At 69.3% G+C, this 21,794-nt stretch carries 25 protein-coding genes; 8 read left to right on the top strand and 17 right to left on the bottom strand.

Annotated elements, in window-relative coordinates; genetic code table 11:
• The first annotated feature begins 124 nt into the window (after positions 1-124).
• Positions 125-1,060: an acetamidase/formamidase family protein gene (locus BN3385_RS17865; protein WP_231748757.1), complete on the top strand. Its 936-nt coding sequence runs from the start codon at positions 125-127 to the stop codon at positions 1,058-1,060.
• Positions 1,057-1,455 carry a RidA family protein gene (locus tag BN3385_RS17860; protein WP_059022101.1) on the top strand — a complete coding sequence of 133 codons (399 nt, stop codon included), beginning with the start codon at positions 1,057-1,059 and terminating at the stop codon, positions 1,453-1,455. The genes BN3385_RS17865 and BN3385_RS17860 overlap by 4 nt, the downstream gene beginning before the upstream one ends.
• Here BN3385_RS17860 and BN3385_RS17855 read toward each other — a convergent pair.
• Genes BN3385_RS17855 through BN3385_RS17840 form a run of 4 tightly spaced genes read right to left on the bottom strand, consistent with a single transcriptional unit; the run spans position 1,360 to position 3,877 of the window.
• The gene (locus BN3385_RS17855) at positions 1,360-1,833 is read right to left on the bottom strand and encodes a DUF2784 domain-containing protein (protein WP_502688076.1); all 474 of its coding nucleotides are present in this window, start codon (positions 1,831-1,833) and stop codon (positions 1,360-1,362) included. The genes BN3385_RS17860 and BN3385_RS17855 overlap by 96 nt on opposite strands.
• Before the next feature lie 45 nt (positions 1,834-1,878).
• The gene (locus BN3385_RS17850; RefSeq protein ID WP_059018625.1) at positions 1,879-2,475 is read right to left on the bottom strand and encodes a zinc-binding dehydrogenase; all 597 of its coding nucleotides are present in this window, start codon (positions 2,473-2,475) and stop codon (positions 1,879-1,881) included.
• Positions 2,367-2,987: an alcohol dehydrogenase catalytic domain-containing protein gene (locus tag BN3385_RS17845; RefSeq protein WP_059018623.1), complete on the bottom strand. Its 621-nt coding sequence runs from the start codon at positions 2,985-2,987 to the stop codon at positions 2,367-2,369. Before BN3385_RS17845 ends, BN3385_RS17850 begins: the two co-directional genes overlap by 109 nt.
• On the bottom strand, positions 2,984-3,877 hold the full coding sequence (locus BN3385_RS17840) for a helix-turn-helix domain-containing protein (protein WP_059018621.1): 894 nt from the start codon (positions 3,875-3,877) through the stop codon (positions 2,984-2,986). The genes BN3385_RS17845 and BN3385_RS17840 overlap by 4 nt, the downstream gene beginning before the upstream one ends.
• Before the next feature lie 48 nt (positions 3,878-3,925).
• Here BN3385_RS17840 and BN3385_RS17835 point away from each other — a divergent pair, with 48 nt between their 5' ends.
• From BN3385_RS17835 to BN3385_RS17815, 5 genes are read left to right on the top strand one after another with little or no spacing between them, the layout of a single operon-like run.
• On the top strand, positions 3,926-5,185 hold the full coding sequence (locus BN3385_RS17835) for a sulfotransferase family protein (RefSeq protein WP_059018619.1): 1,260 nt from the start codon (positions 3,926-3,928) through the stop codon (positions 5,183-5,185).
• A gap of 50 nt (positions 5,186-5,235) precedes the next feature.
• Positions 5,236-6,438 (top strand): alkyl sulfatase dimerization domain-containing protein, encoded by a 1,203-nt coding sequence (locus BN3385_RS17830; protein ID WP_059022099.1) that lies wholly within the window; start codon positions 5,236-5,238, stop codon positions 6,436-6,438.
• Positions 6,435-7,184: an SDR family NAD(P)-dependent oxidoreductase gene (locus BN3385_RS17825; RefSeq protein ID WP_059018618.1), complete on the top strand. Its 750-nt coding sequence runs from the start codon at positions 6,435-6,437 to the stop codon at positions 7,182-7,184. Before BN3385_RS17830 ends, BN3385_RS17825 begins: the two co-directional genes overlap by 4 nt.
• A gap of 31 nt (positions 7,185-7,215) precedes the next feature.
• Complete coding sequence (locus tag BN3385_RS17820) at positions 7,216-7,944, top strand: type 1 glutamine amidotransferase (protein ID WP_082690531.1); 729 nt, start codon at positions 7,216-7,218, stop codon at positions 7,942-7,944.
• 50 nt (positions 7,945-7,994) lie between these two features.
• The gene (locus tag BN3385_RS17815; RefSeq protein ID WP_059018615.1) at positions 7,995-8,534 is read left to right on the top strand and encodes a hypothetical protein; all 540 of its coding nucleotides are present in this window, start codon (positions 7,995-7,997) and stop codon (positions 8,532-8,534) included.
• On the opposite strand, the gene BN3385_RS17810 is transcribed toward BN3385_RS17815, so the two are convergent.
• The 5 genes from BN3385_RS17810 to BN3385_RS17790 are packed head-to-tail and all read right to left on the bottom strand — an operon-like array spanning position 8,505 to position 12,976.
• Entirely contained in the window at positions 8,505-8,969 is a 465-nt protein-coding gene (locus BN3385_RS17810) for a hydrogenase maturation protease (RefSeq protein ID WP_059018612.1), read from the bottom strand. The genes BN3385_RS17815 and BN3385_RS17810 overlap by 30 nt on opposite strands.
• Positions 8,966-10,252 (bottom strand): Ni/Fe hydrogenase subunit alpha, encoded by a 1,287-nt coding sequence (locus BN3385_RS17805; protein ID WP_059018610.1) that lies wholly within the window; start codon positions 10,250-10,252, stop codon positions 8,966-8,968. The genes BN3385_RS17810 and BN3385_RS17805 overlap by 4 nt, the downstream gene beginning before the upstream one ends.
• Positions 10,245-11,000: an NADH-quinone oxidoreductase subunit B family protein gene (locus tag BN3385_RS17800; protein ID WP_059018608.1), complete on the bottom strand. Its 756-nt coding sequence runs from the start codon at positions 10,998-11,000 to the stop codon at positions 10,245-10,247. Before BN3385_RS17800 ends, BN3385_RS17805 begins: the two co-directional genes overlap by 8 nt.
• Before the next feature lies 1 nt (position 11,001).
• Positions 11,002-11,862 carry an FAD/NAD(P)-binding protein gene (locus BN3385_RS17795; RefSeq protein WP_059018607.1) on the bottom strand — a complete coding sequence of 287 codons (861 nt, stop codon included), beginning with the start codon at positions 11,860-11,862 and terminating at the stop codon, positions 11,002-11,004.
• On the bottom strand, positions 11,855-12,976 hold the full coding sequence (locus BN3385_RS17790) for a 4Fe-4S dicluster domain-containing protein (protein WP_059022097.1): 1,122 nt from the start codon (positions 12,974-12,976) through the stop codon (positions 11,855-11,857). Before BN3385_RS17790 ends, BN3385_RS17795 begins: the two co-directional genes overlap by 8 nt.
• Before the next feature lie 124 nt (positions 12,977-13,100).
• Between BN3385_RS17790 and BN3385_RS17785 the strand changes: the two genes are divergently transcribed.
• Positions 13,101-14,921, top strand: a complete 1,821-nt coding sequence (locus tag BN3385_RS17785; RefSeq protein ID WP_059018604.1) for a pyruvate kinase — start codon at positions 13,101-13,103, stop codon at positions 14,919-14,921.
• On the opposite strand, the gene BN3385_RS17780 is transcribed toward BN3385_RS17785, so the two are convergent.
• The 8 genes from BN3385_RS17780 to ftsZ all read right to left on the bottom strand — a co-directional run bounded on the left by BN3385_RS17780 (position 14,922) and on the right by ftsZ (position 21,713).
• Positions 14,922-16,292 (bottom strand): TIGR01777 family oxidoreductase, encoded by a 1,371-nt coding sequence (locus BN3385_RS17780; protein WP_059022095.1) that lies wholly within the window; start codon positions 16,290-16,292, stop codon positions 14,922-14,924.
• Positions 16,293-16,335: 43 nt separating this feature from the next.
• The gene (locus BN3385_RS17775; protein WP_082690530.1) at positions 16,336-16,833 is read right to left on the bottom strand and encodes a hypothetical protein; all 498 of its coding nucleotides are present in this window, start codon (positions 16,831-16,833) and stop codon (positions 16,336-16,338) included.
• Between the two features lie 81 nt (positions 16,834-16,914).
• On the bottom strand, positions 16,915-17,727 hold the full coding sequence (gene wag31 / locus BN3385_RS17770) for a DivIVA-like cell division protein Wag31 (RefSeq protein WP_059018603.1): 813 nt from the start codon (positions 17,725-17,727) through the stop codon (positions 16,915-16,917).
• Between the two features lie 224 nt (positions 17,728-17,951).
• On the bottom strand, positions 17,952-18,251 hold the full coding sequence (locus BN3385_RS17765; RefSeq protein WP_059018601.1) for a YggT family protein: 300 nt from the start codon (positions 18,249-18,251) through the stop codon (positions 17,952-17,954).
• Positions 18,252-18,365: 114 nt separating this feature from the next.
• A complete protein-coding gene (locus BN3385_RS17760) occupies positions 18,366-19,028 on the bottom strand; it encodes a cell division protein SepF (protein ID WP_059018599.1) in 663 nt (220 codons plus the stop codon).
• 63 nt (positions 19,029-19,091) lie between these two features.
• A complete protein-coding gene (locus BN3385_RS17755) occupies positions 19,092-19,829 on the bottom strand; it encodes a YggS family pyridoxal phosphate-dependent enzyme (protein ID WP_082690529.1) in 738 nt (245 codons plus the stop codon).
• Complete coding sequence (gene pgeF / locus BN3385_RS17750) at positions 19,826-20,533, bottom strand: peptidoglycan editing factor PgeF (RefSeq protein ID WP_059018595.1); 708 nt, start codon at positions 20,531-20,533, stop codon at positions 19,826-19,828. The genes BN3385_RS17755 and pgeF overlap by 4 nt, the downstream gene beginning before the upstream one ends.
• Before the next feature lie 34 nt (positions 20,534-20,567).
• Positions 20,568-21,713, bottom strand: a complete 1,146-nt coding sequence (gene ftsZ / locus BN3385_RS17745) for a cell division protein FtsZ (RefSeq protein ID WP_059018593.1) — start codon at positions 21,711-21,713, stop codon at positions 20,568-20,570.
• Positions 21,714-21,794 lie beyond the last annotated feature (81 nt).

Here is a 21,794-nt window from a genome sequence, read left to right as displayed (position 1 = left end):
TCCCGCTGGCATGATCCGGTGCTTATGACGCTGCACCAGCTTCCGGCGACACCGCAGACGGTGCACTGGGGTTACTTCGATCCGCGGCAACCCCCCCGCGCTCACCGTCGAGTCCGGCGACCTGGTGGTGATCGAGACGCTGACCCATCACGCCGGTGACGCCCCCGACCTGCTGATGGACGACGGCATCACCCGGGTGTTCGAGCAGGTCGACGACCGCGGCCCCGGCCCGCACATCCTCACCGGGCCGATCGCGGTCGCCGGGGCGCGCCCCGGCGATGTGCTGCAGGTCGACATCCTGGCCGCCACCCCGCGACTGCCCTACGGATCCAACCTGGCCGCGCACTGGGGTTACCTCTACGGCGAGTTGCCGGTGGAGCGGGTGACGGTCTACGAGTTGGACACCGAGGCGCTGCTGGGCCGCGCCCTGTTCGGCTACGACTGGACGGCCACACCGCTGGCCGACGCCCCGGGCACCATCGTCACCCCCTCGGACAGCAGCCGCGAACCAGCACTGCCCGGCGTCGTGGTGCCGCTGCGCCCGCACTTCGGCACCATGGGCGTGGCCCCGGCCGAGCCCGTCCGGGTCTCGTCGGTGCCGCCGGGCGATCACGGCGGCAACGTCGACAACTGGCGGATCGGGACCGGCGGCCGGATGTACTACCCGGTGCAGGTTCCCGGCGCGCTGTTGTCGGCAGGTGACCCGCATGTGTCGCAGGGTGACGGCGAGGTCAGCGGGACCGCACTGGAGTCATCGCTGAACGGGTTGCTGCGCTTGACGATTCGGCGTGATCTCCCGTTCACCGTGCCGGTGCTGGAAACCGCGACCGAACTGCTGGTGCACGGATTCGGCGAGAGTCTGGACGCCGCGATGAAGGCTGCGGCGCTGCGGGCGCTGGACCTGTTGGTGCGCCACTTCGGGTTGTCGCGCGCCGATGCCTACTCGTTCATGTCGGTGGCGGTGGACTTCACCGTGACGCAGGTGGTCGATCAGCGCCAGGGTGTGCACGCCCGGATCGACAAGCGGTGCTTCCCGCGGTGGCAGAATCCGGCGGCATGATCCAGGCGTTCACGTTCACCCCGGCGCAGGGGGTGCCGCCGGCGGTGGCCCCGTTCTCCCATGCCACCGCCGCCGGGCAGACCCTCTATGTGACCGGGCAGATGCCCACCGACACCACCGGTGCGCTGGTCGGCTCGCAGGTGGCCACCCAGACCGACCAGGTGCTGCGGAATCTGCTGCGGGTCACCGAACTGTGCGGCGGCGGGATCGCCGACGTGGTGTCGGTGCGGGCGTTCCTGACCGACTGGTCGGACTACGCGGCGTTCAACGCCGCCTACGCGCCGTGGTTTCCCGACCGGCTACCGAGCCGAACCTGCGTCGGCTCGACGGGCCTGGCTGTGGGCGCCCTGGTCGAGATCGACTGGGTGTGCTGGCGCGCCGACGGCTGGGCCTGATCGGCGGGCCGTCACGGCGTAGGCGATCCACGACACCAGGACCGCGGTGAAGGCCGCCGCCTGGGCGTAACCCGTGCCGCCGGAGGGGTACATCACCCCGGTGATGTAGTGGTCGATGAAGCCCTCCGAACCCAGCTGTGCCATCCCCGCGCGCGGACGAGCCCACTGCTCCAGCGCGGTCAACGGGCACCAGAAGTGCAGCGCGACGCTACCGATGCCCCACAGCACCACCGGGACGTGCAGCCAGATCGAGCGCCGCCAGCGCAGCGCCAGGAAGCCACCGCTGGGCAGGTAGACGAGAAACGCGAAATGCGCGACGACCACCAGCCAGACTACCAGGGTGTAGAACGTCGTCATCTCCCACCTGCCCGAGACCATGCCGTGCTATGCCACAGGATAGTCGGGCGGCAGCGGTGCCCGCCGCTACTGCGCGGCGTGTACCTCGATCAGCACCTTGCCGCACTCCCTGCTGTTCTGCAGGAGCGCCAGCGCCTCATCGAGCCGGCTGAGCGGGAACCGGTCGGTGATCAGCGCCGACAGGTCGCGCCGTTCCAGGAGATCCAGGGCGTCGCTGAACCGGTCCGGATACTCCATCGAGCCATGGATGCTCAGTTCGCGCATCAGGACATTGACGAAGTTCACCGGCACCGGGTTGTAGTGCAACGCCACCACGCTGATGTGCGACTTGCGTCCAGCGCGGTTCACGATGTCGGTCAGCACCGCGTCGGAGCCGGAGGCCTCGATGTATCCCTTGGTGGCCGGGGCCTTGCCGAAGGTCTGCGTGGTGGTGCCGTGCACCCGGCCGAGTTCGCGCCACACACTCTGGGCGGCGGGGTCGATGGTGACGGCGGCGCCCACCTGCTCGGCCAGGCCTCGCCGGGTCGCCGACAGATCGATGCCGACGATATCGGTCAGACCCCGGTCGGCCAGCGCGGCGATGGCCGCCAGTCCGATTGGCCCGCAACCGAATACCGCGACCTTGTCGTCGACCCCGACGTCGACGCGCTCGGCGGCGTGCATGCCGACGGCCACCGGCTCGGCCAGCGCGGCGACGTCCAGCGAGATGCCGTCCGGGATGCCGAACAGCCGCCCGGGTCGGACGGCTTCGCGTACCAGTACGGCGGCTCGGCCAGCGCGGCGACGTCCAGCGAGATGCCGTCCGGGATGCCGAACAGCCGCCCGGGTCGGACGGCTTCGCGTACCAGTACGGCGGATGCCAGCCCGCCTTCGGGAGATCCGGCCCCGATCCGGCCCAGTTCGTCGTCACCCGGATGGACGACGACCCGCTGCCCGACGCTGACGTCGGTCACCTCGGCGCCGACAGTGCGCACGACGCCGGAGAACTCGTGACCCAGCGCCATCGGCTGACCGGGTCCGGCCAGGCCGCCCATGCCGATGAAACTCAGGTCGCTGCCGCAGATGCCGCAGGCGTGGACGTCGACGATGGCGTCGCGGGGGCCGCACTCGGCGAGTTCGACCTCGTCGACGGCAACGAGGCCGGGGCCGTGGATCCGGGCCTGTTCAATAGTCATGCTGAGGCGTCCTCTCGCTGGGGATGGCCGATCTGTGCGGCGGCCACGCGGACCTGTTCACCCAGCCGGGCGATGGCTGTGGCGTCCAATGTGGTGAACGGGGCGGCGGTGACCGACATCGTGACGACGCCCTCGGCGTTGAAGATGGGGGCCGACACCGTCGCGACGTTGTGGGTGGCACCGGCACCCAACTCGTCGGGCAGCACGTCGATGACGCTCAGATCGGCGAAGGCCCGTGCCAGCTGCGCGGTCATCGCGTCGACCTCGCCACCGCTGCTGAGCGCCTGTACGGCGCTGTACACCCGCACGTAATCCGTGGTGAGCCGGTCGACCACGAAACCCCGCTGCCGGATTTCATTGAGCACCAGCGAGATTCGGGTGCGCAGTGCGTCACTGGGCGCTCCGATACCTTCCAGCCACGACTCCTGCTCCTGCGCCGTGGACCACGCCACGTAGTCGCGACCGAAGGGCGCAACCAGCGGGGTTCGGGTTCCCCTCCCGATGCCCAGCGCGTTGCGATTCTCGCCGGCCACATCGGTGATCACCAGAGTGTCGCCGTCGCGATGCGCCAGATAGACCTGGGTTCCGGTCGACGCGGCCAGCCGTTCGAGTTCCGTCCCGAACAGCCCGGTGCCTGCCAGGCGGCTGATGGCGGGACCCCAGGCGTACCTGGCGGTGTGCGGATCGCGGCTGACCCAGTCGTGGTCGAACAACGTCGACATGATCGCGTGCCCGGTGGCCCGGCTGATCCCGAGGCGGCGGGAGATCTCCGCCAGCGAGAAGGACCGGCCGGGGTCCGCACCCAGCATCTCCATGATTCCGATCACCCGCTCGGTGGGTGGGGAGGACGCTTGACGCGGGGTAATAGCCGTGTCTACGTTGAGCGTCATATTTCCGAACAGTACGTCGAATATTCGACACCAGCAAGGGGTGCGTGAATGTCGTCCACCGAGACCCTCAACCTCGACGACCTCACCTCCCCCGTCCTCACCGACCTGCAGCGGCAGATCCTGGACTACACCGAAGCGCGCGAGGTGGTGTTCGACGTCGACCGGATGCTGGCCGAGGCCGTGGCGCAGGCCGGCTGCCACGACCTCGCCGACGACGACGGTTTCGGCGAGCGGCTGACGGCGCATGTCGCGGCCATCGAATCCGACACCGGGATGCGACAACTCAATCGGCGCACCCTGCGCGCCCGCGTCGTGCGTCTGTTGCGCAACCGACTGTCGCTGACCGACCTGCTCACGCGCTACCCCGAGATCGAGGACATCGAGATCGAGCGGCCGCTGATCGTCGTCGGGATGCCGCGCTCCGGGACCACCCACCTGGTCAACCTGATCGCCCAGGACCCGCGGCGCCGGGCACTGCCCTACTGGGAGAGTCAGGAGCCCATCCCGGCCCCCGGTCAGGGGCCGGACCAATTCGGTGTCGACCCGCGTTTCGCCCGGGCGAAGGCCGAACACGATGCGTTGATGGCGAGCACCCCGTATGTGGCCGCCATGCACGACCAGTTCCCCGAGGCCATCGAGGAGGAGGTCGAACTGCTCGACCTCGACCTGGCCGGCTACGTCCTGGAATGGCATGCCCGGGTTCCGCAGTGGCGCGACTACTACCTGGGCCTGGACCAGTACCGCCATTACCTCTACATGAGAAAAGTGCTGCAGGCGCTGACATTCCTGCGCGGGCCACGTACGTGGGTGCTGAAGTCACCGCAGCACGCCGAGCAACTCGGCCCGCTGATGGCGACCTTCCCGGACGCGACAGTGGCGTTCACCCACCGCGACCCGGTGGCGGTGATCCAGTCCGCGATCACCATGATGGCCTACTCGGACCGGTTGCGCCGCAGCGCGATTGACCCCGATTGGTTGGTCGACTACTGGTCGGACCGGATCCACCGGCTGTTGAGCGCCTGTGTGCGTGACCGCGACCTGGTGCCCGCCGATCGCAGTGTCGACGTCTCGTTCCACCACCTCAACGGCAACGAGATGCCGGTGCTGGAGCAGTTTTACACCCGCGCCGGGGTGGACATCCCGGACAAGGTGGCCGCACGGTTCCAGGCCTACATCGACAGCAACCGCCGCGGCGGCAAAGGCCGCATCCCGTACGACATCCGCGGCCACTTCGGGGTGGATCCGGCGGAGCTGCGCTCCCGGTTCGACTTCTACTTCAACCGCTTTGACGTCCGACCCGAGATCTGAGAGGCCCACCTGTGCAACCGATTTACCGCAGCCGCCCGGGTGCCGACGCGATGGCGCCCGCGTCGGCCGAATCCGCGCAGGAGGTGGCACCGGGGATCTGGTGCTCACCGGGCCTGACCAACACCTACCTGCTGACCACCTCCGCGGGGCGGGTGGTCGTCAACACCGGGATGGGTTTCGAGGGTCCGGTGCACCGGGCCAACTTCGACGCCGTCGACTACTCCCCGGTGCGCTACATCGTGATCACCCAAGGCCATTACGACCATGTCGGCGGGTTGGACACCCTGCGCGACCCGCAGACCGAGGTTGTGGCACAAGCTAACTGGGAGCAGTGGCGCGATGACAATGAACGCCTGCTGCCCTACCGCGCCAACCGCAGCGCCTTCGCCTTCTCGGGCCGGCTGGCCGACGGCATCGCCGGCATTCAGCGCCGGTTCGGCAAGAAACTGCCACCGCAGAGCAGTGCCACCGCCGATATCGTCGTCACCGACCGGCACAGCCTGGAACTGGGCGGTCGGCGCTTCGAGTTCATCGCCACCCCGGGCGGAGAGACCACCGACTCGATGGTGGTGTGGCTGCCCGACGAGCGGGTCTGCCTGTGCAGCAACACCTTCGGCCCGGTCTTCGGGCACATCCCCAACCTGGTGACCATCCGCGGCGATCGCTACCGCGATGCGCTGACCGTGATCGACACCGTCGAACGGGTGCGCGCGCTGCGCCCGGAGATCCTGCTCACCGGGCACTTCGACCCCATCGTCGGCGCCGATCTGATCGATGCCGAACTGACCCGGCTGCGCGATGCCATCCAGTACCTCCACGACCAGACCGTGGCGGGGATGAACGCCGGCAAGGACGTCCGGACGCTGATGCGCGAGATCACGCTGCCCGACCACCTGGAGGTCGGCCAGGGGTACGGCAAGGTGGCGTGGGACGTGCGGGCCATCTGGGAGAACTACTCCGGCTGGTTCCACCACCGCTCCACCACCGAGCTCTACCCCGTCGGACCGGAGACTGTCAGTGCCGACCTGGTGGAGCTGGCCGGGGCCGACGCCGTGGTGGCGCGGGCCCGCGCACACCTGGACGGCGGGCGGCCGCTGGAAGCGATCCACCTCGCCGAGATCGTCACCGACACCGATCCCGACCACCCGCAGGCCCGCGCGGTCCTCAAAAGTGCCCACGAGGCCCTGCTGTCCGGCAGCGTCAACTTCTGGGAAACCGCCTGGCTGACCAAACAGATCGAAAGGTACTCATGACTGCGAGCGTCACCTTCGACTTCACCGGCGCCACGGTGCTCATCACCGGGGCAACCAGCGGTATCGGCCACACCACGGCCGTGCTGTTCCGCGACGCCGGCGCCACCGTCACCGTCACCGGAACCAAAGCCTCGGCCGCCGACTACGACACTGACCTGTCCGGCATGACCTACCGGCAGCTGGTGTTGACCGACAACGCCTCGATCGATGAACTGGCGCAATCGTTTTCGTCCCTCGACATCCTGGTCAACAACGCCGGCGTCAACTTTCCCGGCGGCCTCGACGAGTCGGCCCCGGACGGGTTTGCCGCCTCGGTCGCCGTCAACCTCACCGGGCCGTACCGGCTGACGGTCGGCCTGCGCACGGCACTGCGCGCCTCGCAGTTGCCCGGCGGGGCCAGCGTGGTGAACCTGGCGTCGATGTCCGCGCTGCGCTCGGTGCCGATGGTGCCGGGCTACGGGGCGGCCAAGTCCGGAATCATCAACGTCACCCGCAACCTGGCGGTCAAGTGGGCCAAGTACGGCATCCGCGTCAACGCGGTGGCACCGGGCACCGTCGACACCCCGATGACCGCGCCGATGCAGGCCGCACCTGAAATCGTGGCGAGCGAAATGGCGCACATCCCGTTCGGCCGGATGGGCCGGGTCGACGAGATCGCCCCGACGATCGCGTTTCTGTGCACGGCGCAGAGCAGTTACACCCACGGCGCGGTGATCGTGGTGGACGGCGGCTCGGACTGCATCTGACGGCGCCGCCGATCTGTCGTACCGTAATCGGGTGCCGCGCAAGGTCCTGTTCATCTACAACGATCCGATCGCCCCGGAGGCGCAACTCGGGGAGACGTTCACCGAACTCGGGTTCGACGTCGATACCTTCGAGGTGGTCGCCGCCCATCAAGCGGCCGACCCCGCCGTCGAGGTGAGCTTCCCCGACCCGACGCGCTACGACGTGATCGTGCCGCTGGGCTCGCGGTGGGCGGTCTACGACGACACGCTGCCCTGGATCGCCGACGAGATCGACACCGTGCGCCGCGCGGTCGACGCCGGAGTGGGCGTGCTGGGCGTCTGCTTCGGCGGTCAGCTGGTGGCCGCCGCACTCGGCGGCTCGGTCGCCCGCTCGGACTCCCCCGAGGTCGGCTGGCACCACGTCCACAGCAGTGACCACAACCTGGTGCCCGAAGGGCTGTGGTTCCAGTGGCACTTCGACCGGTTCACCCCGCCGCCGGACGCGGTGGAGATCGCCAGAAACGACCGCGCCTCACAGGCTTTCGTCAAGGGCCGGGCGATGGGGCTGCAGTTCCATCCCGAACTCGACCAGGGCCTGCTGGAGCTGTGGATCAATGACGACTACCACGGCACCCGCGACGTCGAGCGGCTCGGCCTCAGTCACGACGACCTGCGCGCCCACACCAGCACCCATGGGGACGACGCCGCGCGACGGCTGCGCCGGCTGGTGCGAGGGTTTCTGGACACCGTCGCCGACGCCCCAACCGCCCACTCGGCGTGATCTAGATCACTAACTGACCAAATGACTATTCTGGTCGGTACGGTCTTGCCATGACTACCACCTCGCTGCGCTGCGGCTGGGACGGCGATCGGATGGCCGAAAAGTGGCTGCCGGGCACATCCGGCGGACCCGACGGTGAGGCGATCGCCCTGCGCGAGCCCGGCCGATTCTTCGGCGATCTCCTCGATCCGGGCGGTGACGAGGCGGTGATCCTGGTATCCCGCACCGCCGACCGCCCGACGATCATCGTGCTGGACCTGTCCCCGACCGCCGTCAGCCTGGAATGCAGCTATGCCGGCGGCAACGAGAGGGCGACGGTGAGCTTCACGGTGGCCGAGATCAGCTGGTACCTCGGCTACGACGGGGCGCTGCCACCGCCGCTGCGTGAAGTCGCGACATCCTCCCCCCAGGGCGTTTCCCGGTTCCACCTCATCATCGACACCCACATTCTCCCGGCGGCCGCCACCCCCGCCCTCGACGACATCCTCGGCGCCGGCTGGCAGGTGAACTATGCCCATCAGGCCCGCCTGCATCCGGCTGACCGCACCGGAGCGGCCGCCTCAGCGCTGCTGCTCGGTGTCAGCCGCTAGCACGTCGAGTTCCGCGCACACCATTGCGGCGGCGTGCGGAACAGCCTCGGCCACAACAGGACTCAAACCGGCTCCGTAGCCGACATCGGCCACGTCGAGGCTGACGACCACCACCGTCGCGGGGGCGCGGTCCAGGGCGGCGGCCAACTCGTAGGTCGCGGCCAGGTCGAGGTCGTGGGAGGTGAGCACACCCGGCGACACCAGATCGCCGACCTCGCAGCGCCGGACCCGGCCGGGTTGCGTTCCCGGCCCGGCGACCGCGTCGATCACCACCGCGAGGTCGGCACCGTCCCAGGCGTCGATGATGGCGGCCGGTTCCACCGCGCAGGTCAGCACGGTGACCCCTGGCCGGCGACGGGCCACCTCGGCGGCCACGGCCGGGCCGACACCGTCGTCGCGGCGCTGCTCGTTGCCCAGACCGATGACCACCCTCACCGGCGGTCGATCCGCAGCGTGAGGAAGTGCGTCGCGCAGGAGATGCACGGGTCGTAGTTGCGGATGGCCCGCTCGCACAACGCCGTCAGGGTGGCGTCATCGAGGTCCGCCCCGGCCAGCACCACCCTGGCCAGATCGTCTTCGATCGCGGCCTGGTTCTGTGCCGTCGGTGGCACGATCACCGCGGCGGTGATCAGCCCGTCCGCACCGATCTCGTAGCGGTGGTAGAGCAGCCCGCGCGGCGCCTCACTGACCCCGTGCCCGATCCCCGGCCGGGCAGGCACATCGACGAACGGGCGGGCCGGCGGCTCGTAGTCGGCGATGATCCGCAGCGCCTCCTCCACCGCATAGACGGTTTCCACGGCACGAACCACGATGCTGCGGAACGGGTTTCGGCACTCGTCGCCGAGCCCGGCCGCACTCGCCGCCTGCCGGGCGATCGGTGAGAGCAGACCGGAGTTCAGCGAGTAGCGGGCCAGCGGCCCGGTCAGATGGCGGGCACCGTCCAGCGTGGCATGCAACGCGGTCGAGTGCGGCACCTGGGTTTCGCGGACGTGCTCACTGAACTCGGCGATCGCGAACGGCGCACCGGCGCTGCGGGCGATCACGCCGTCCTCGATGGCATACTTCGGCCCGGTCAGTGCGAGCAGTTCGTGCTCCACGGTCAGGTCGGGAAAGTCGAAGCCGGCCACCCAGATCACCGTGGCCAATGCGTCGTCCAGTGCCGTGCGCAGGAGTTCGGCCATCGGCGCCAGATCGGCCTTGGTGGGCACGGAGTAGAACCCGCCGAGGCGCACGTTGATCGGGTGGATCGAGCGGCCGCCGACCAGTTCCATCAACCGGTTGCCGGCCTTCTTCAGCGCCAGACCGCGTTCGACGGCGGCCCGGTGGTTCTTGGCGACGGCGATGATGTCGGGCTCCCCGAGGAAGTCCGGCGCGTGCAGCATGTACATGTGCAGGGCGTGGCTGTGGATCCACTCCCCGCAGTACAGCAGCCGGCGCAGCGCCACCACCTGGGGATCGAGCGTGACCCCGCAGGCGTCCTCGAGAGCGTTGCAGGCGCTGATCTGGTAGGCCACCGGGCAGATGCCGCAGATCCGCGCGGTCAGGTCGGGCGGCTCGGTGTGGGCCCGGCCGCGCAGGAAAGCCTCGAAGAACCGCGGCGGCTCATAGATGTTGAGTTCGACGCGCTCGGGCACCCCATTGCGCAGTTCGACGTTCAGCGCGCCTTCGCCCTCGACCCGGGTGAGCGCACCGACACGGATGGTCCGGGATTCAGTCATGGGCGTCGCGCTCCGCGGTGAACTGAGTGACGTTGAACGTCGCGAACACCCGGTCGACATCCGGGCCGGACATGCCGTCGCGATGGAGCAGCGGGATCAGGGCGGGCATGTTCGGGGTGGCCATCGGCCCGAAACACCCGTAGCAGCCGCGGTGATGGCGTGGGCACAGCGCGCCACAGCCGGCGTGGGTGACCGGGCCCAGGCAGGCGATCCCGTCGGCTACCGTCACGCAGGTCACCCCGGCGCGTTTGCACTCGGTGCACACCGTCGCGGCGGGCAGCCGGGGTTTGCGCCCGACCAGCAGCGCGGCCAGGGTGTCGAGCAGCTGGCGCCGGTCGATCGGGCAGCCGCGCAGCTCGTAGTCCACCGTGACGTGCGCCGAGGCGGGGGTCGAGGTGGCCAGCGTGCTGATGTAGTCGGGCCGGGCATACACCACGGAGGTGAACTCGGTGACGTCGGCGAAGTTGCGCAGCGCCTGCACACCGCCTGCGGTGGCACACGCTCCGATCGCCACGAGAATGCCGGACTGCTCGCGGATTTCGCGGATCCGGCGCTCATCGGACGCGGTGGTGACCGATCCTTCGACCAGGGAGACGTCGTAGGGACCGCCGACGACGGCGCTCGACGCCTCGGCGAACGTCTTGATCTGCACCTGCTCGGCCAGCGTCAGCAGCTCGTCTTCGCAGTCGAGCAGGGTGAGCTGACATCCGTCGCAGGAGGCGAACTTCCACACGGCCAGGCTGGGCATCTCAGAGCTCCTTGACTTCCAGCAGCGGGCGCGCCACGTCGTAGCCGACCACCGGCCCGTCGCGGCACACCAGCAACGGTCCGAGCTGACAGTGCCCGCACCAGCCGATGCCGCACTGCATGTTCCGTTCCAGCGATACCCGGATGTCGGTGTCGGCGACACCCTTGTCCAGCAGCGCCTGGGCGCCGAAACGCATCATCGGTTCGGGACCGCACAGGAACGCGGTGACCCGGGTGGGGTCCAGCGCGAGCCGCCGCAGCGGTTCGGTGACGAACCCCGTCTCACCGGGCCAGCCCTGGATCGGCACGTCCACGGTCAGGTGCACCTCGAGTCGTGAATCCTGTTGCCAGCGTTGGATTTCCTCGGTGTAGAGGAAGTCGCGCTGCGCGCGGGCACCGGCGATGAGGATCACCCGGCCGTAACGATCCCGATGTGCCAGCGCCCCGAGAACGACGGGCCGCAGCGGGGCCAGGCCGACACCCCCGGCAACGATCACCAGGTCACGCCCGGCCGCCTCGTCCAGACCCCAGCTGGTGCCGAACGGCCCCCGGACGCCGAGGGTGCTGCCCGGTTCGGCCGCACACAGTGCAGCGCTCACCGCGCCGACGGAACGGATGGTGTGGGTGATGGTGCCATCGGACAGCGACGGGTCACCGCTGACCGAGATGGCCACCTCACCGACGCCGAAGGCGTACAGCATCATGAACTCCCCCGGCTGCGGGGCTGACAGCTCGGTGGCCATCGGCTCGAGGCACAGCGTCACCGAGTCGGCGTTCTCGACCACCTTGGAGCGCACCCGGTAGGGCGTCGGCGCCATCGCTGAGGACTCCGTCGCCCACCCGCGCGTCACGGCCTCACTCATCGCCGTCCTCCCCGGCCAGCCGGGCGAACGTCGCCATCTCCTCGGTGATGTCGATCCCGGTGGGGCACCACGCAATACACCGGCCGCAGCCGACACAGCCCGACGTGCCGAACTGGTCGTGCCAGCTGGACAGCTTGTGGGTGAGCCAATGCCGGTAGCGCGACGGGCCGGACTGGCGCACCGGACCTTCGTGGACGAAGGTGAAGTCCAGCTCGAAACACGACGCCCACTCCATCCACCGTTCAGCGTGCTCGCCGGTGAGGTCGGTGACCTCAGTTGTGCTGGTGCAGAAGCATGTTGGGCAGACCATGGTGCAGTTGCCGCAGGTCAGGCAGCGACTGGCGACATCCTCCCAGTGCGGGGATTCGCGCGAGTCGATCAGCAGTTGACGCAGGTCGACCTCCGGCATGCGGCGGCTCATCAGGTCGGCCGCGGCGCGGACCTCCTCGGCCGCAGCGGCGGATTCGGCGGGCTGCGCGGGCCGATGCGGCACAGCGGAAAGGACGTCGACGCCTGCCGCGCTGCCGGTCTCGACCACATAGGTGGGTTCCGGGCCGTCGAGGCGTTCGGTCAGGGCCAGGTCGTAGCCGGAGCGGCAGGCCGGCCCGGTGTCCATCGAGGCGCAGAAACACAGCCGGCCGGGCTCGGTGCAGTTGACCGCGACCACGAACACCTGCCTGCGCCTGCCGACATAGGACCCGTCGGGGTGGGTGCCGCCGGACAGCACCCGGTCGAGCACGCCGATACCGGCCAGGTCGCAGCCGTGCACCCCGAGGAAGGCGTACTTGGGCTCGGGTTCGTCTGCCGCGTCGAGACCCTCGGCGCTGCACCCCCACACCTTCTGGCGGGGCGGGTGCAGGAATTGCTTCCAGGACTGTGGTCCCGAAGAGTGCCCGAACGCCGCGGAATCGGTGCGGCGGCGCAGTTGATAGCTGCCCGGCGCGACGTCGACGCCCCAGCCGCGGGGCAGATCATCGGCACTCGTCAGCTCCGCGAGCACGATCGCGTTGTCGCGCAGTGTCGGACCGACCACCGTGTAGCCCCGCCCGCGCAGTTCGTCGACGAGTCGGTGCAAACCCGCGCCGTCGAGGACGACGGCATCGCTGGCTGCCATGCCGCCATCGTTGCGCACGTAGACGGCCCGGCGCGTGGGTCATTCGGGCTACCGGTGAGGGCCTAAAGTCACATCACCCCTATCGTTCACCGGATTGCAACCTGACCTCACTAGCGTCCGGATCATGTCTGCCGAAACAGATCAGCTGGACGCCCTTGCGCGCGATGTCGACGCCGTGTTGGAGCAGTTGGCCGATGCCCAAGCCCGCTGGCGCCCCTGGACCGATCCGGTGGAACCCGAAAACCGATGCAGTGCAATCAATCTGGTGCACTACTGGGCACTGCGGCAGTGCGACCTGCGCGACCTGCAGAGCCGCCTGGCGGCACTGGGCCTCTCGTCATTGGGGCGCAGCGAAGCCCACGTGCAGGCCACATTGACGGCAGTGTCGGCCGCCATCGCGGCGATGCGGGGCCGCGGGTGGCAGCCGCGCACCGACGTCACCGTCACCCCCGCGCAGGGGGCGAGCCTGCTCGGCCGTAATGCCGACGCCCTGCTGGGGCCGGGCGCGCAGGACCGTGCCGCCCGGATCATGGTCACCCTGCCGTCGGAAGCGGCCGCCGACATCGCCCTGGTGCGTGCCCTGATCGACGCCGGGATGCGGATCGCGCGGATCAACTGCGCCCACGATGACGCCGCCGACTGGAAAGCCATGGCCGCCAACGTCCGGGCTGCCGCGGCCGGTGCCGGCCGGACATGTCTGATCGCGATGGACCTCGCCGGGCCGAAGCTGCGGACCGGCCCGCTTCAAGACGGTCCGCAGGTGGTGCGACTGCATCCCAGCCGCAACGTCCGTGGGCAGGTGGTGGCCGCCGCACGGGGCTGGCTGACCTCCAGTCAGCGCCCGGCGCGGGCACCCGAACCGGGGCTGACCACGGTCCCGGTGGACCCGGCGTGGCTGAGCAGGCGGGTCGAGGGGGAAGAGGTGCTGCTGCAGGACAGCCGCGGCTCCAAGCGGCGGCTGCTGGTGGGGGCCGCCGCTCCCGGCGGCGTGGTGGTGACCACGGAGAAGACGACGTACCTGGAAACCGGGACGGTGCTGACGGCGTCGCATCCCACCCACGACACCACCGCGGTCGGAGCACTGCCGGTGGTCGACGAGAGCATCGCGCTCACGGCTGGTGACGTGCTGCGCCTGACCCGCGACTGCGCGCCGGTGCCAGCCGACGACGATCCGCCGCGGATCGGCTGCACGCTGCCGGAGGTATTCGACAGTGTGGAGACCGGCGAGCGAATCTTCTTCGACGACGGCAAGATCGGCGGCCGGGTGGTGGCCATTGCCCCCGACCGGGCCGATGTCCGGATCGAGCACCCGGTGCACCGAACGGTGAAACTGCATGCGGGCCGGGGCATCAACGTGCCCGACACCGACCTGACCGTGTCGGCGCTGACCGACAAGGACCTCGCCGACCTCCCGACGGTGGTCGCCATCGCCGACGTCGTCCAGTTCTCGTTCGTCCGGGAACCCGCTGACGTGATCCGCCTGTTCGACGAACTCGCCCGGCTCGGCGACGCCGACCTGGGGGTGGTGCTCAAGATCGAAACCCGGCGGGCCTTCGAACATCTGCCGCAGCTGATGCTCATCGCGATGCGGCGTCCGAAGGTCGGGGTGATGATCGCGCGCGGGGATCTGGCGGTCGAATGCGGCTACGAACGGATGGCCGAGGTGCAGGAGGAGACGCTGTGCCTGTGCGAGGCGGCGCACCTGCCGGTGATCTGGGCAACCCAGGTACTCGAACAGCTGGCCAAAACCGGGCTGCCGTCACGCGCCGAGATCAGTGACGCCGCGATGGCCGAACGCGCCGAGTGCGTGATGCTCAACAAGGGGCCCTACATCACCGATGCGGTGATCGCGCTGGATGACATCCTGGGCCGGATGGCCGGCCACGAGTACAAGAAGAGTTCGCTGCTGCGCCCGCTGCACTCGTGGGCCGCCGCCGCACCCTAGTTACAGCACCCCGGGTGCGGGGTCGTGCCCGAGTTGGTGGGCCAGCGCGTCGTCGACGGTCTGGTGGCGGAACCGGTGCCCGAGCGCCTGCAGCTTGGTGGGTAGCACCCGCTGGTCGGCCTCGGCCAGCTCACGCGCGCCCTGCTCGCCGAGCAGCACCCGCGGCCCGATCGACGGCACCGGCAGCAGGGCCGGCCGGTGCAGCGTCGTGGCCAGCGCGGCGGTGTACTCGCTGTTGCGCACGGGGTTGGGGCCGACGGCGTTGACCGGACCGGACAACCGGTCGTCCCACAGGGCGCGGTAGTACACGTCGAGCAGGTCGTCGATGCCGACCCAGGACAGCCACTGCCTGCCGCTGCCCAGCCGGCCGCCGAGCCCGGCGGCGAACAGCGGACGCATCAGGCGCAGCGTGCCACCGGCTGCGGCCTGCACGATGCCGGTGCGCACCAGCACCGTTCGCAATCCGGCGTCGGCGGCCGGCGCGGTGGCGGCCTCCCAGTCGGCGACCACGTCGGCCAGGAAGCCGTCGCCGCGGGCGCTGTCCTCGCACAACAGCGCGTCGCCGCGGTCGTAGCCGTAGATGCCGATGGCCGACGCGCTGACGAAGGCCCGCAGACCGGGGCCCGATGCGGCGGCACGTTCGGCGAGCTTGCGGGTGGGTTCGATGCGCGAGTCGCGGATGGCGGCCCGGTGCTTGTCGGTGAAGCGACCGGCGATCGACTCACCCGCCAGATGGACGACGGCATCCACTCCGTCGAAGAGATCAGGCGCGGGATCGCTTGGGTCCCAACGTCGTTCGTCGGCGTTGGCCGGGTCACGCCGAACCAGCCGAATGACCCGGTGGCCGCCGGTGGACAGGAAGGCGGCCAGCGCCGTGCCGACCAGGCCGGAGGATCCGGTCATCGCGATCACCAGGCTGCCCGCACCGGCCTGCGCGGCATCGCGGTGCGCGGCGAGATCGTCGGCGAGCTGGCGGTGCCGATAGGCGAAGGTGGACCGCAGCGCCGCGCCCGGCACCGTGGTGTCGACGATGTCATGCACGCGGGTGGTGCCATCGCCAGCGTCGCTATAGCGGTGGGTGTGCCGCCACCATCCGATGATCCGCGGCGGCAGGGTCATCAGGCCGTCGGAGGACAGCACATCGACGAACTGGTGGGGCGGATCGTAGCCGGCCGGATCGTGGCGGGCGATCCAGCGCAGCCCGGCCGGGAGTCCGAGGATGGCCACGCCGTCGGCCAGCGAGTTGGTCTCGGCGACCACCCGCATCGGCTGCCAGGGCGGAACCAATCTGCGCATGGCGCCGGGACGGGTGTGCCAGGCGAACACCTCGTCGAGCGGATGGTCGACGATGCTCGCGTATTCAATTCCCACGATGAGCATTCGGAGCCAAGGGTGGCCCGGATGGGCCGTGCCGTCAGCGGCGTTCGGTGTTCTCCGCCACGTCGTCGGCCTCGCCGGCGGTCTCATCGGGGGTCTCATCGGCGGTCTCGTCCGATTCCTCGGTGCTGTCCGCCTCGTCCACCGGATGGACGGCTGCCTCCTCGGCCGGTTCCGGCAGGTCGGGCTCGTCGTCGCTGGGCAGATCGGACTCGGGATCCTCGGATACCACCTCGTCGGGGTGGTCCTCTTCGGTCAGGTCATCGGCCGGGTAGTCGGCGTCGAACGTGGAGTACGTCGACTCGACGACGTCCTCGTCGGAGTAGGCGATCGCCGGCTCGTCGGCGGGTTCAGGTTCGGCCGGGACAGCCGGCTCCTTCTGCGAGCGTTCGCGGATCGCATCGACGATCAGCAGGATCACCCCGAGCACGCTGGCCGCGATGCACACCCAGGCAACCAGTTCATTACTGGTGACGACTGCGGTGACCAGGGCGGCGAGGCCGATCACCGCCAGTACCAGCGCAACGATCAGCATCGGTCAACCTCCGGCAGCCAGATTCTTCGGTGGACGCGGACCCGCGGACGGCACAGCCCGACGGACCGGCCCGACGGAACCTTAGTTGTTGCCCCGGTTGAACTGGTTGAACCCACCGCCGTCGGTGGCAGCACCGGAGTCGACCGGGGCGGCCGAGCCGCGCTGGCCCAGCTCTTCGAGCTGCGATTCGAGGTAGGTCTTGAGGCGGGTGCGGTACTCGCGCTCGAAGGTGCGCAGCTGCTCGAGCCGGCCCTCCAGGACGGTCCGCTGCTGGTTGATGGTGCCCATGATCTCGGAGTGCTTGCGCTCGGCGTCGGCCTGCAGGGCGTCGGCCTTCTCCTGGGCCTGCCGCAGCTGCGTCTCCGACCGGGTCTGGGCGTCGGCCAGCATCGCTTCGGAGCGCTGCTTGGCATCAGCGACGGTGGTCTCGGCGGTGTGCCGGGCCTCCGACAGGATCTGGTCGGCGTTGGCGCGGGCATCGGCGAGCAGCTTGTCGGCCTCGGCCTTGGCGGTACCGGTCAGCCGGTCGGCGGTGTCCTGGGCCAGGCTCAGCACGCGGGCCGCCTTGATGGCCTGCTCCTCGCTGACCGACGGCGACGGCGCGGGCGCCGGCTGCGGGACGGGGGCCGGAGCGGGCTCCGGTTCCGGCTCGGGCTGGTAGAGCGGGATCGCCTGGGTGGGCTGCGGTCCGCCGCCGCCGGCCCGGGCCGCAGCCAGCTCCTGATCGAGCTCGCTGACCCGCTGCCGCAGGTCGGAGTTCTCTTCGATCAGGCGGGTCAGCTCGTTCTCCACCAGGTCGAGAAAGGCGTCGACCTCGTCCTCGTTGTAGCCGCGCTTGCCGATGGGTGGCTTGCTGAACGCCACATTGTGCACGTCGGCCGGTGTAAGTGGCATTGTCTGCCCCCTCGAGTCTGGACGGTCGAACCGATGTCAAAGTGTAGAAGAACGCATGTCACGTTCATCGTTCCGTACTGTAACTGGCGTCCATCCTGTCACACCAGAACCGCCGGTTGCGCGCGAGACCAATAATTAAGAGCGAATTTCAAACTTTCACTCCCCTGCGCCACGGCGCGCCTCACCGGATTTTTGCCTCGGGTGCAGTATCTTCCCCGGCCGGATCAGGCCGCCGCGGCCGCCGCGTTGAAGGCCAGTTGCATGCCGATGAAGGCCACCAGCAGCAACACCATGATCGACAGGTCGAAGCGGACGGCCCCGATCGTCAACTGCGGGATCAACCGGCGCAGGAGCTTCACCGGAGGATCGGTGACCGTCATGATCGCCTCGAGGACCACCACGGTGAGACCGCGCGGGTGCCAATCCCTGGCGAACGAACGGATGAACTCGACGACGACCCGGGCGATGAGCAGCAGCCAGAAGATGAACAGCGCGAAGCCCAGGATTTCGAAGAACAGCGCCAACTAAAGCCGGTCCTTACTCAGCAGCGGATGTGACATTGCCGACATCGCTGGGATGACTCCAGCGCGACGCCGCCAGCCTACCTAGTAGACCGGCGGCGCCGGGTGTCGGCTGAGTCACTGATAGCTGTAGAAGCCCGCTTCGGCGATGCGGCGCCGCTCCTCGGCGGTGACGTCGACGTCAGCCGGGGACAGCAGGAAGACCTTGGTGGCGACCTTGTCGAAGGATCCGCGCAGGGCGAAGGCCAGGCCGGCGGCAAAGTCCACCAGCCGCTTGGCGTCGGCGTTGTCCATCGAGACCAGGTCCATGATCACCGGCTGGCCGTCGCGGAACCGCTCACCGATGGTGCGGGCCTCGCTGTAGTCCTTGGGACGCAGCGTGGTGATCTTGGACAGCGGGCTGCCCGCCTCGAACAGTTCGGCCATCCGGCGAGGGTCCATCGCCAGGGCGCCGCGGGTGGATCCGCGCAGGGAACCGAACCGCGAAGGCCGCGGCATGTCGTCGAACTCGCGCGGGCGGAACCGCGGCTCCTCGGCGTAGCGGAACCCGCCGGTGGGCGGGGCGTCGTAATCGCCACGCGGATCGTCGTACTCGCGGGCACCGCGCGGATCGCGGTCGTCGTAGCGGCCGCCCCGCTCGTAGGAGTCCTCGGCGAACCGCTCACCGCGACGCGGGTAGCCGCGGCCGGCGCCGCGGTCTTCGTCGTCGTAGTACTCGTCGTCGTAATCGTCCATCGGGGCCATCCCGAAGTAGGCCTTGACCTTGTGGAGAGTGCTCATCGCTGGACCCTTCTAGAGCGTGAAGTTCGGTGTCTGTGATGAAGATGTGACTGGAGTGACTACTCAGGGAGACGTTAGAGGACGTTGTCCCAGAAGCGCTGTACCGACACGCACACACGTTGAACCGTGTCGCACCGCGACTTCCAGGTCACCGGACATCCCCGCGGACAGTTCGGTGGCCTCGGGATGGTTGCGCAGCACGCGGCGGTGCTCATCGGCCAGCGCGGCGAAGGCCGTGTCCGGGTCGGCGCCCAGCGGCGGGACTGCCATCAGGCCGATCAATGCCAGCCCGGGTGCGCGGGCCACCTGGTCGCAGATCGCGTCGACGGCGGCCGGGTCGCCGACGTCCACGCCGCCGCGTTCGGTGTCACCGTCCAGGCTGATCTGCACGAAGACCTTCACCGGTCCGGTACGCAGACCCTCGTCGATGGCCTGTAGCGCGCCGCGGTCCAGTGCGGCCGCAACCTTGGCCGTACTCAGCGAATGGACCGTATCCGCCCATCGCGCAATGTGTTTGGCCTTGTTGCTTTGAATCTGTCCGACCATGTGCCAGTGTGCGTCGTCGGCTCCGGTCAACGCCTGCAGCTCGGCGACCTTGGTCGAGGCCTCCTGGTCGCGGGACTCACCGAAGCTGCGGCACCCCAGCCGCCACAGGATGGCCACGTCGGTGGCCGGGAAGAACTTGGTGATCGGCAGCAGTTCGACATCGGCCACGTCGCGCCCGGCGGCCTGCGCGGCGGCGGCCAGCCGGTCCCGCAGCCCGCTCAGCGCCGCGGCCAGATCCGATTCGCGGTCGCTCATTCCATCCACACCAGACAGGCCAGCCGGCCCGTCGGGGCGCCACGGCGATGGCTGAACAGATTCGGGTCGGCCACGGTGCAGCGCGGGTCGATATCGATCGCCTTGACACCGGCGCCCTGAAGTTGGCGGGCGATACCGGCGCGCAGGTCCAGTCCGGCCGTCCCCCGCGCCGTCCTGGTCCGGCTGCCGGGGAGCTTCGCTTCGACGTCGGCGGCCATCTCCTCGGGCACCTCATAGTTGGCCCCGCTGACCGAGGGCCCGAGCAGCACCGAGATGTCCTCGGTACGGGCACCGGCGGCCAGCATCGCCTCCAGGGTGCGCAGCACGACGCCGTTGGCCGCCCCGACGCGGCCGGCATGGGCCCCGGCCACGACGCCGGCACGGGCGTCGGCCAGCAGTACTGGCACGCAGTCGGCGGTCACGACGGCCAGCGCCAGCCCCGGCGTGGTCGTCACCAGAGCGTCGGTGTCGGGCAGCGCGTCGGTGCGCGGTTCGGTGACCAGTTCGACGTGAGCGCTGTGCACCTGGTTCATCCAGATCACGTGGTCATCGGCAAGCCCGATGGCCTTCGCCAGCCGGGCCCGGTTGGCCGCGACCGCAGCCGGATCGTCGCCGACGTGGTCACCGAGGTTGAAGGTGTCGAAGGGCGGCTTGGAGACTCCGCCGGCCCGGGTCGTGGTCACCCGACGGATGCGAACAGTCACAGAACCCAGTATCCGGGCGCGTGACGGACGGCGGTCAGTGCCGCATGAAGGGCGGCACGTCGACGTCGTCATCGGAGATGCCGCCGTCGTCACCACCGATGCTGACCGTGGCGCCGTTGGTGTGCACCGGCACGCTGACGGCGTCGATCGGGTCGAACAGCGAGGAGCTGAGCTTGCCCGCCGCTCCCGGCGCGATGGCCGGGCCTGAACCCACCACCGGCTTGCGGCTAGGACCCGCGGCGTCGAAACCGGCGGCGATGACCGTGACCCGGACCTCGTCGCCGAGCGAGTCGTCGATGACCGTGCCGAAGATGATGTTCGCCTCGGCGTGGGCGGCGTCCTGGACCAGCGAGGCGGCTTCGTTGATCTCGAACAGCCCCAGATCGCTGCCGCCCGCGATGGACATCAGCACACCCTGGGCGCCTTCCATCGAGGCTTCCAGCAGCGGGGAGTTGATGGCGATCTCAGCGGCCTTGAGCGCGCGGCCGTCACCGCGGGCCGAGCCGATGCCCATCAGCGCGGTGCCCGCACCGCTCATGATGCCCTTGACGTCGGCGAAGTCGACGTTGATCAGGCCGGGCGTGGTGATCAGGTCGGTGATGCCCTGCACACCGTTGAGCAGCACCTCGTCGGCGCTGCGGAAGGCGTCCATCAGCGAGACGTTGGCGTCGCCCATCTGCAGCAGACGGTCGTTCGGGATGACGATCAGGGTGTCGCAGCTCTCGCGCAGCGCGGTGATACCGGCCTCAGCCTGGTTGGAGCGGCGCTTGCCCTCGAAGGAGAACGGCCGGGTCACCACGCCGACGGTCAGCGCGCCGAGCTTGCGGGCGATGGTGGCCACCACCGGCGCGCCACCGGTGCCGGTGCCGCCGCCCTCACCTGCGGTCACGAACACCATGTCGGCGCCGCGCAGCAGCTCTTCGATCTCGTCCTTGGCGTCCTCGGCAGCCTTGCGGCCGACCTCCGGGTCGGCGCCGGCGCCGAGACCCCGGGTGGAGTCGCGGCCGACGTCGAGCTTGACGTCGGCGTCGCTCATCAACAGCGCCTGGGCGTCGGTGTTGATCGCGATGAACTCCACACCCTTGAGTCCCTGCTCGATCATGCGGTTGACGGCGTTGACACCGCCGCCACCGATGCCAACGACCTTGATTACGGCGAGGTAGTTATGCGGGGGGGTCATCGTCTCGTCTTTCCTCCCTGGTGGGGATCGGGCTGGACGCGGCTCCCTGATGTCACTCTGCAAACCCTCAACCTCAACCTC

The organism is Mycobacterium sp. M26, from assembly GCF_001494595.1.
Lineage (GTDB): Bacteria > Actinomycetota > Actinomycetes > Mycobacteriales > Mycobacteriaceae > Mycobacterium.
Note: the sequence above shows the minus strand (reverse complement) of the source record. Positions and strands in the feature narration are given on the sequence as shown.

Bases quoted from the DNA above. Each gene is read 5' to 3' on its own strand.
- BN3385_RS17860 (WP_059022101.1), top strand. From the start codon at position 1,057: ATGATCCAGGCGTTCACGTTCACCCCGGCGCAGGGGGTGCCGCCGGCG.
- BN3385_RS17855 (WP_502688076.1), bottom strand. From the start codon at position 1,833: ATGGTCTCGGGCAGGTGGGAGATGACGACGTTCTACACCCTGGTAGTC.
- BN3385_RS17850 (WP_059018625.1), bottom strand. From the start codon at position 2,475: ATGCACGCCGCCGAGCGCGTCGACGTCGGGGTCGACGACAAGGTCGCG.
- BN3385_RS17845 (WP_059018623.1), bottom strand. From the start codon at position 2,987: ATGACTATTGAACAGGCCCGGATCCACGGCCCCGGCCTCGTTGCCGTC.
- BN3385_RS17840 (WP_059018621.1), bottom strand. From the start codon at position 3,877: ATGACGCTCAACGTAGACACGGCTATTACCCCGCGTCAAGCGTCCTCC.
- BN3385_RS17835 (WP_059018619.1), top strand. From the start codon at position 3,926: ATGTCGTCCACCGAGACCCTCAACCTCGACGACCTCACCTCCCCCGTC.
- BN3385_RS17830 (WP_059022099.1), top strand. From the start codon at position 5,236: ATGGCGCCCGCGTCGGCCGAATCCGCGCAGGAGGTGGCACCGGGGATC.
- BN3385_RS17825 (WP_059018618.1), top strand. From the start codon at position 6,435: ATGACTGCGAGCGTCACCTTCGACTTCACCGGCGCCACGGTGCTCATC.
- BN3385_RS17815 (WP_059018615.1), top strand. From the start codon at position 7,995: ATGACTACCACCTCGCTGCGCTGCGGCTGGGACGGCGATCGGATGGCC.
- BN3385_RS17805 (WP_059018610.1), bottom strand. From the start codon at position 10,252: ATGACTGAATCCCGGACCATCCGTGTCGGTGCGCTCACCCGGGTCGAG.
- BN3385_RS17800 (WP_059018608.1), bottom strand. From the start codon at position 11,000: ATGCCCAGCCTGGCCGTGTGGAAGTTCGCCTCCTGCGACGGATGTCAG.
- BN3385_RS17795 (WP_059018607.1), bottom strand. From the start codon at position 11,862: ATGAGTGAGGCCGTGACGCGCGGGTGGGCGACGGAGTCCTCAGCGATG.
- BN3385_RS17790 (WP_059022097.1), bottom strand. From the start codon at position 12,976: ATGGCAGCCAGCGATGCCGTCGTCCTCGACGGCGCGGGTTTGCACCGA.
- BN3385_RS17785 (WP_059018604.1), top strand. From the start codon at position 13,101: ATGTCTGCCGAAACAGATCAGCTGGACGCCCTTGCGCGCGATGTCGAC.
- BN3385_RS17775 (WP_082690530.1), bottom strand. From the start codon at position 16,833: ATGCTGATCGTTGCGCTGGTACTGGCGGTGATCGGCCTCGCCGCCCTG.
- wag31 (WP_059018603.1), bottom strand. From the start codon at position 17,727: ATGCCACTTACACCGGCCGACGTGCACAATGTGGCGTTCAGCAAGCCA.
- BN3385_RS17760 (WP_059018599.1), bottom strand. From the start codon at position 19,028: ATGAGCACTCTCCACAAGGTCAAGGCCTACTTCGGGATGGCCCCGATG.
- BN3385_RS17755 (WP_082690529.1), bottom strand. From the start codon at position 19,829: ATGAGCGACCGCGAATCGGATCTGGCCGCGGCGCTGAGCGGGCTGCGG.
- ftsZ (WP_059018593.1), bottom strand. From the start codon at position 21,713: ATGACCCCCCCGCATAACTACCTCGCCGTAATCAAGGTCGTTGGCATC.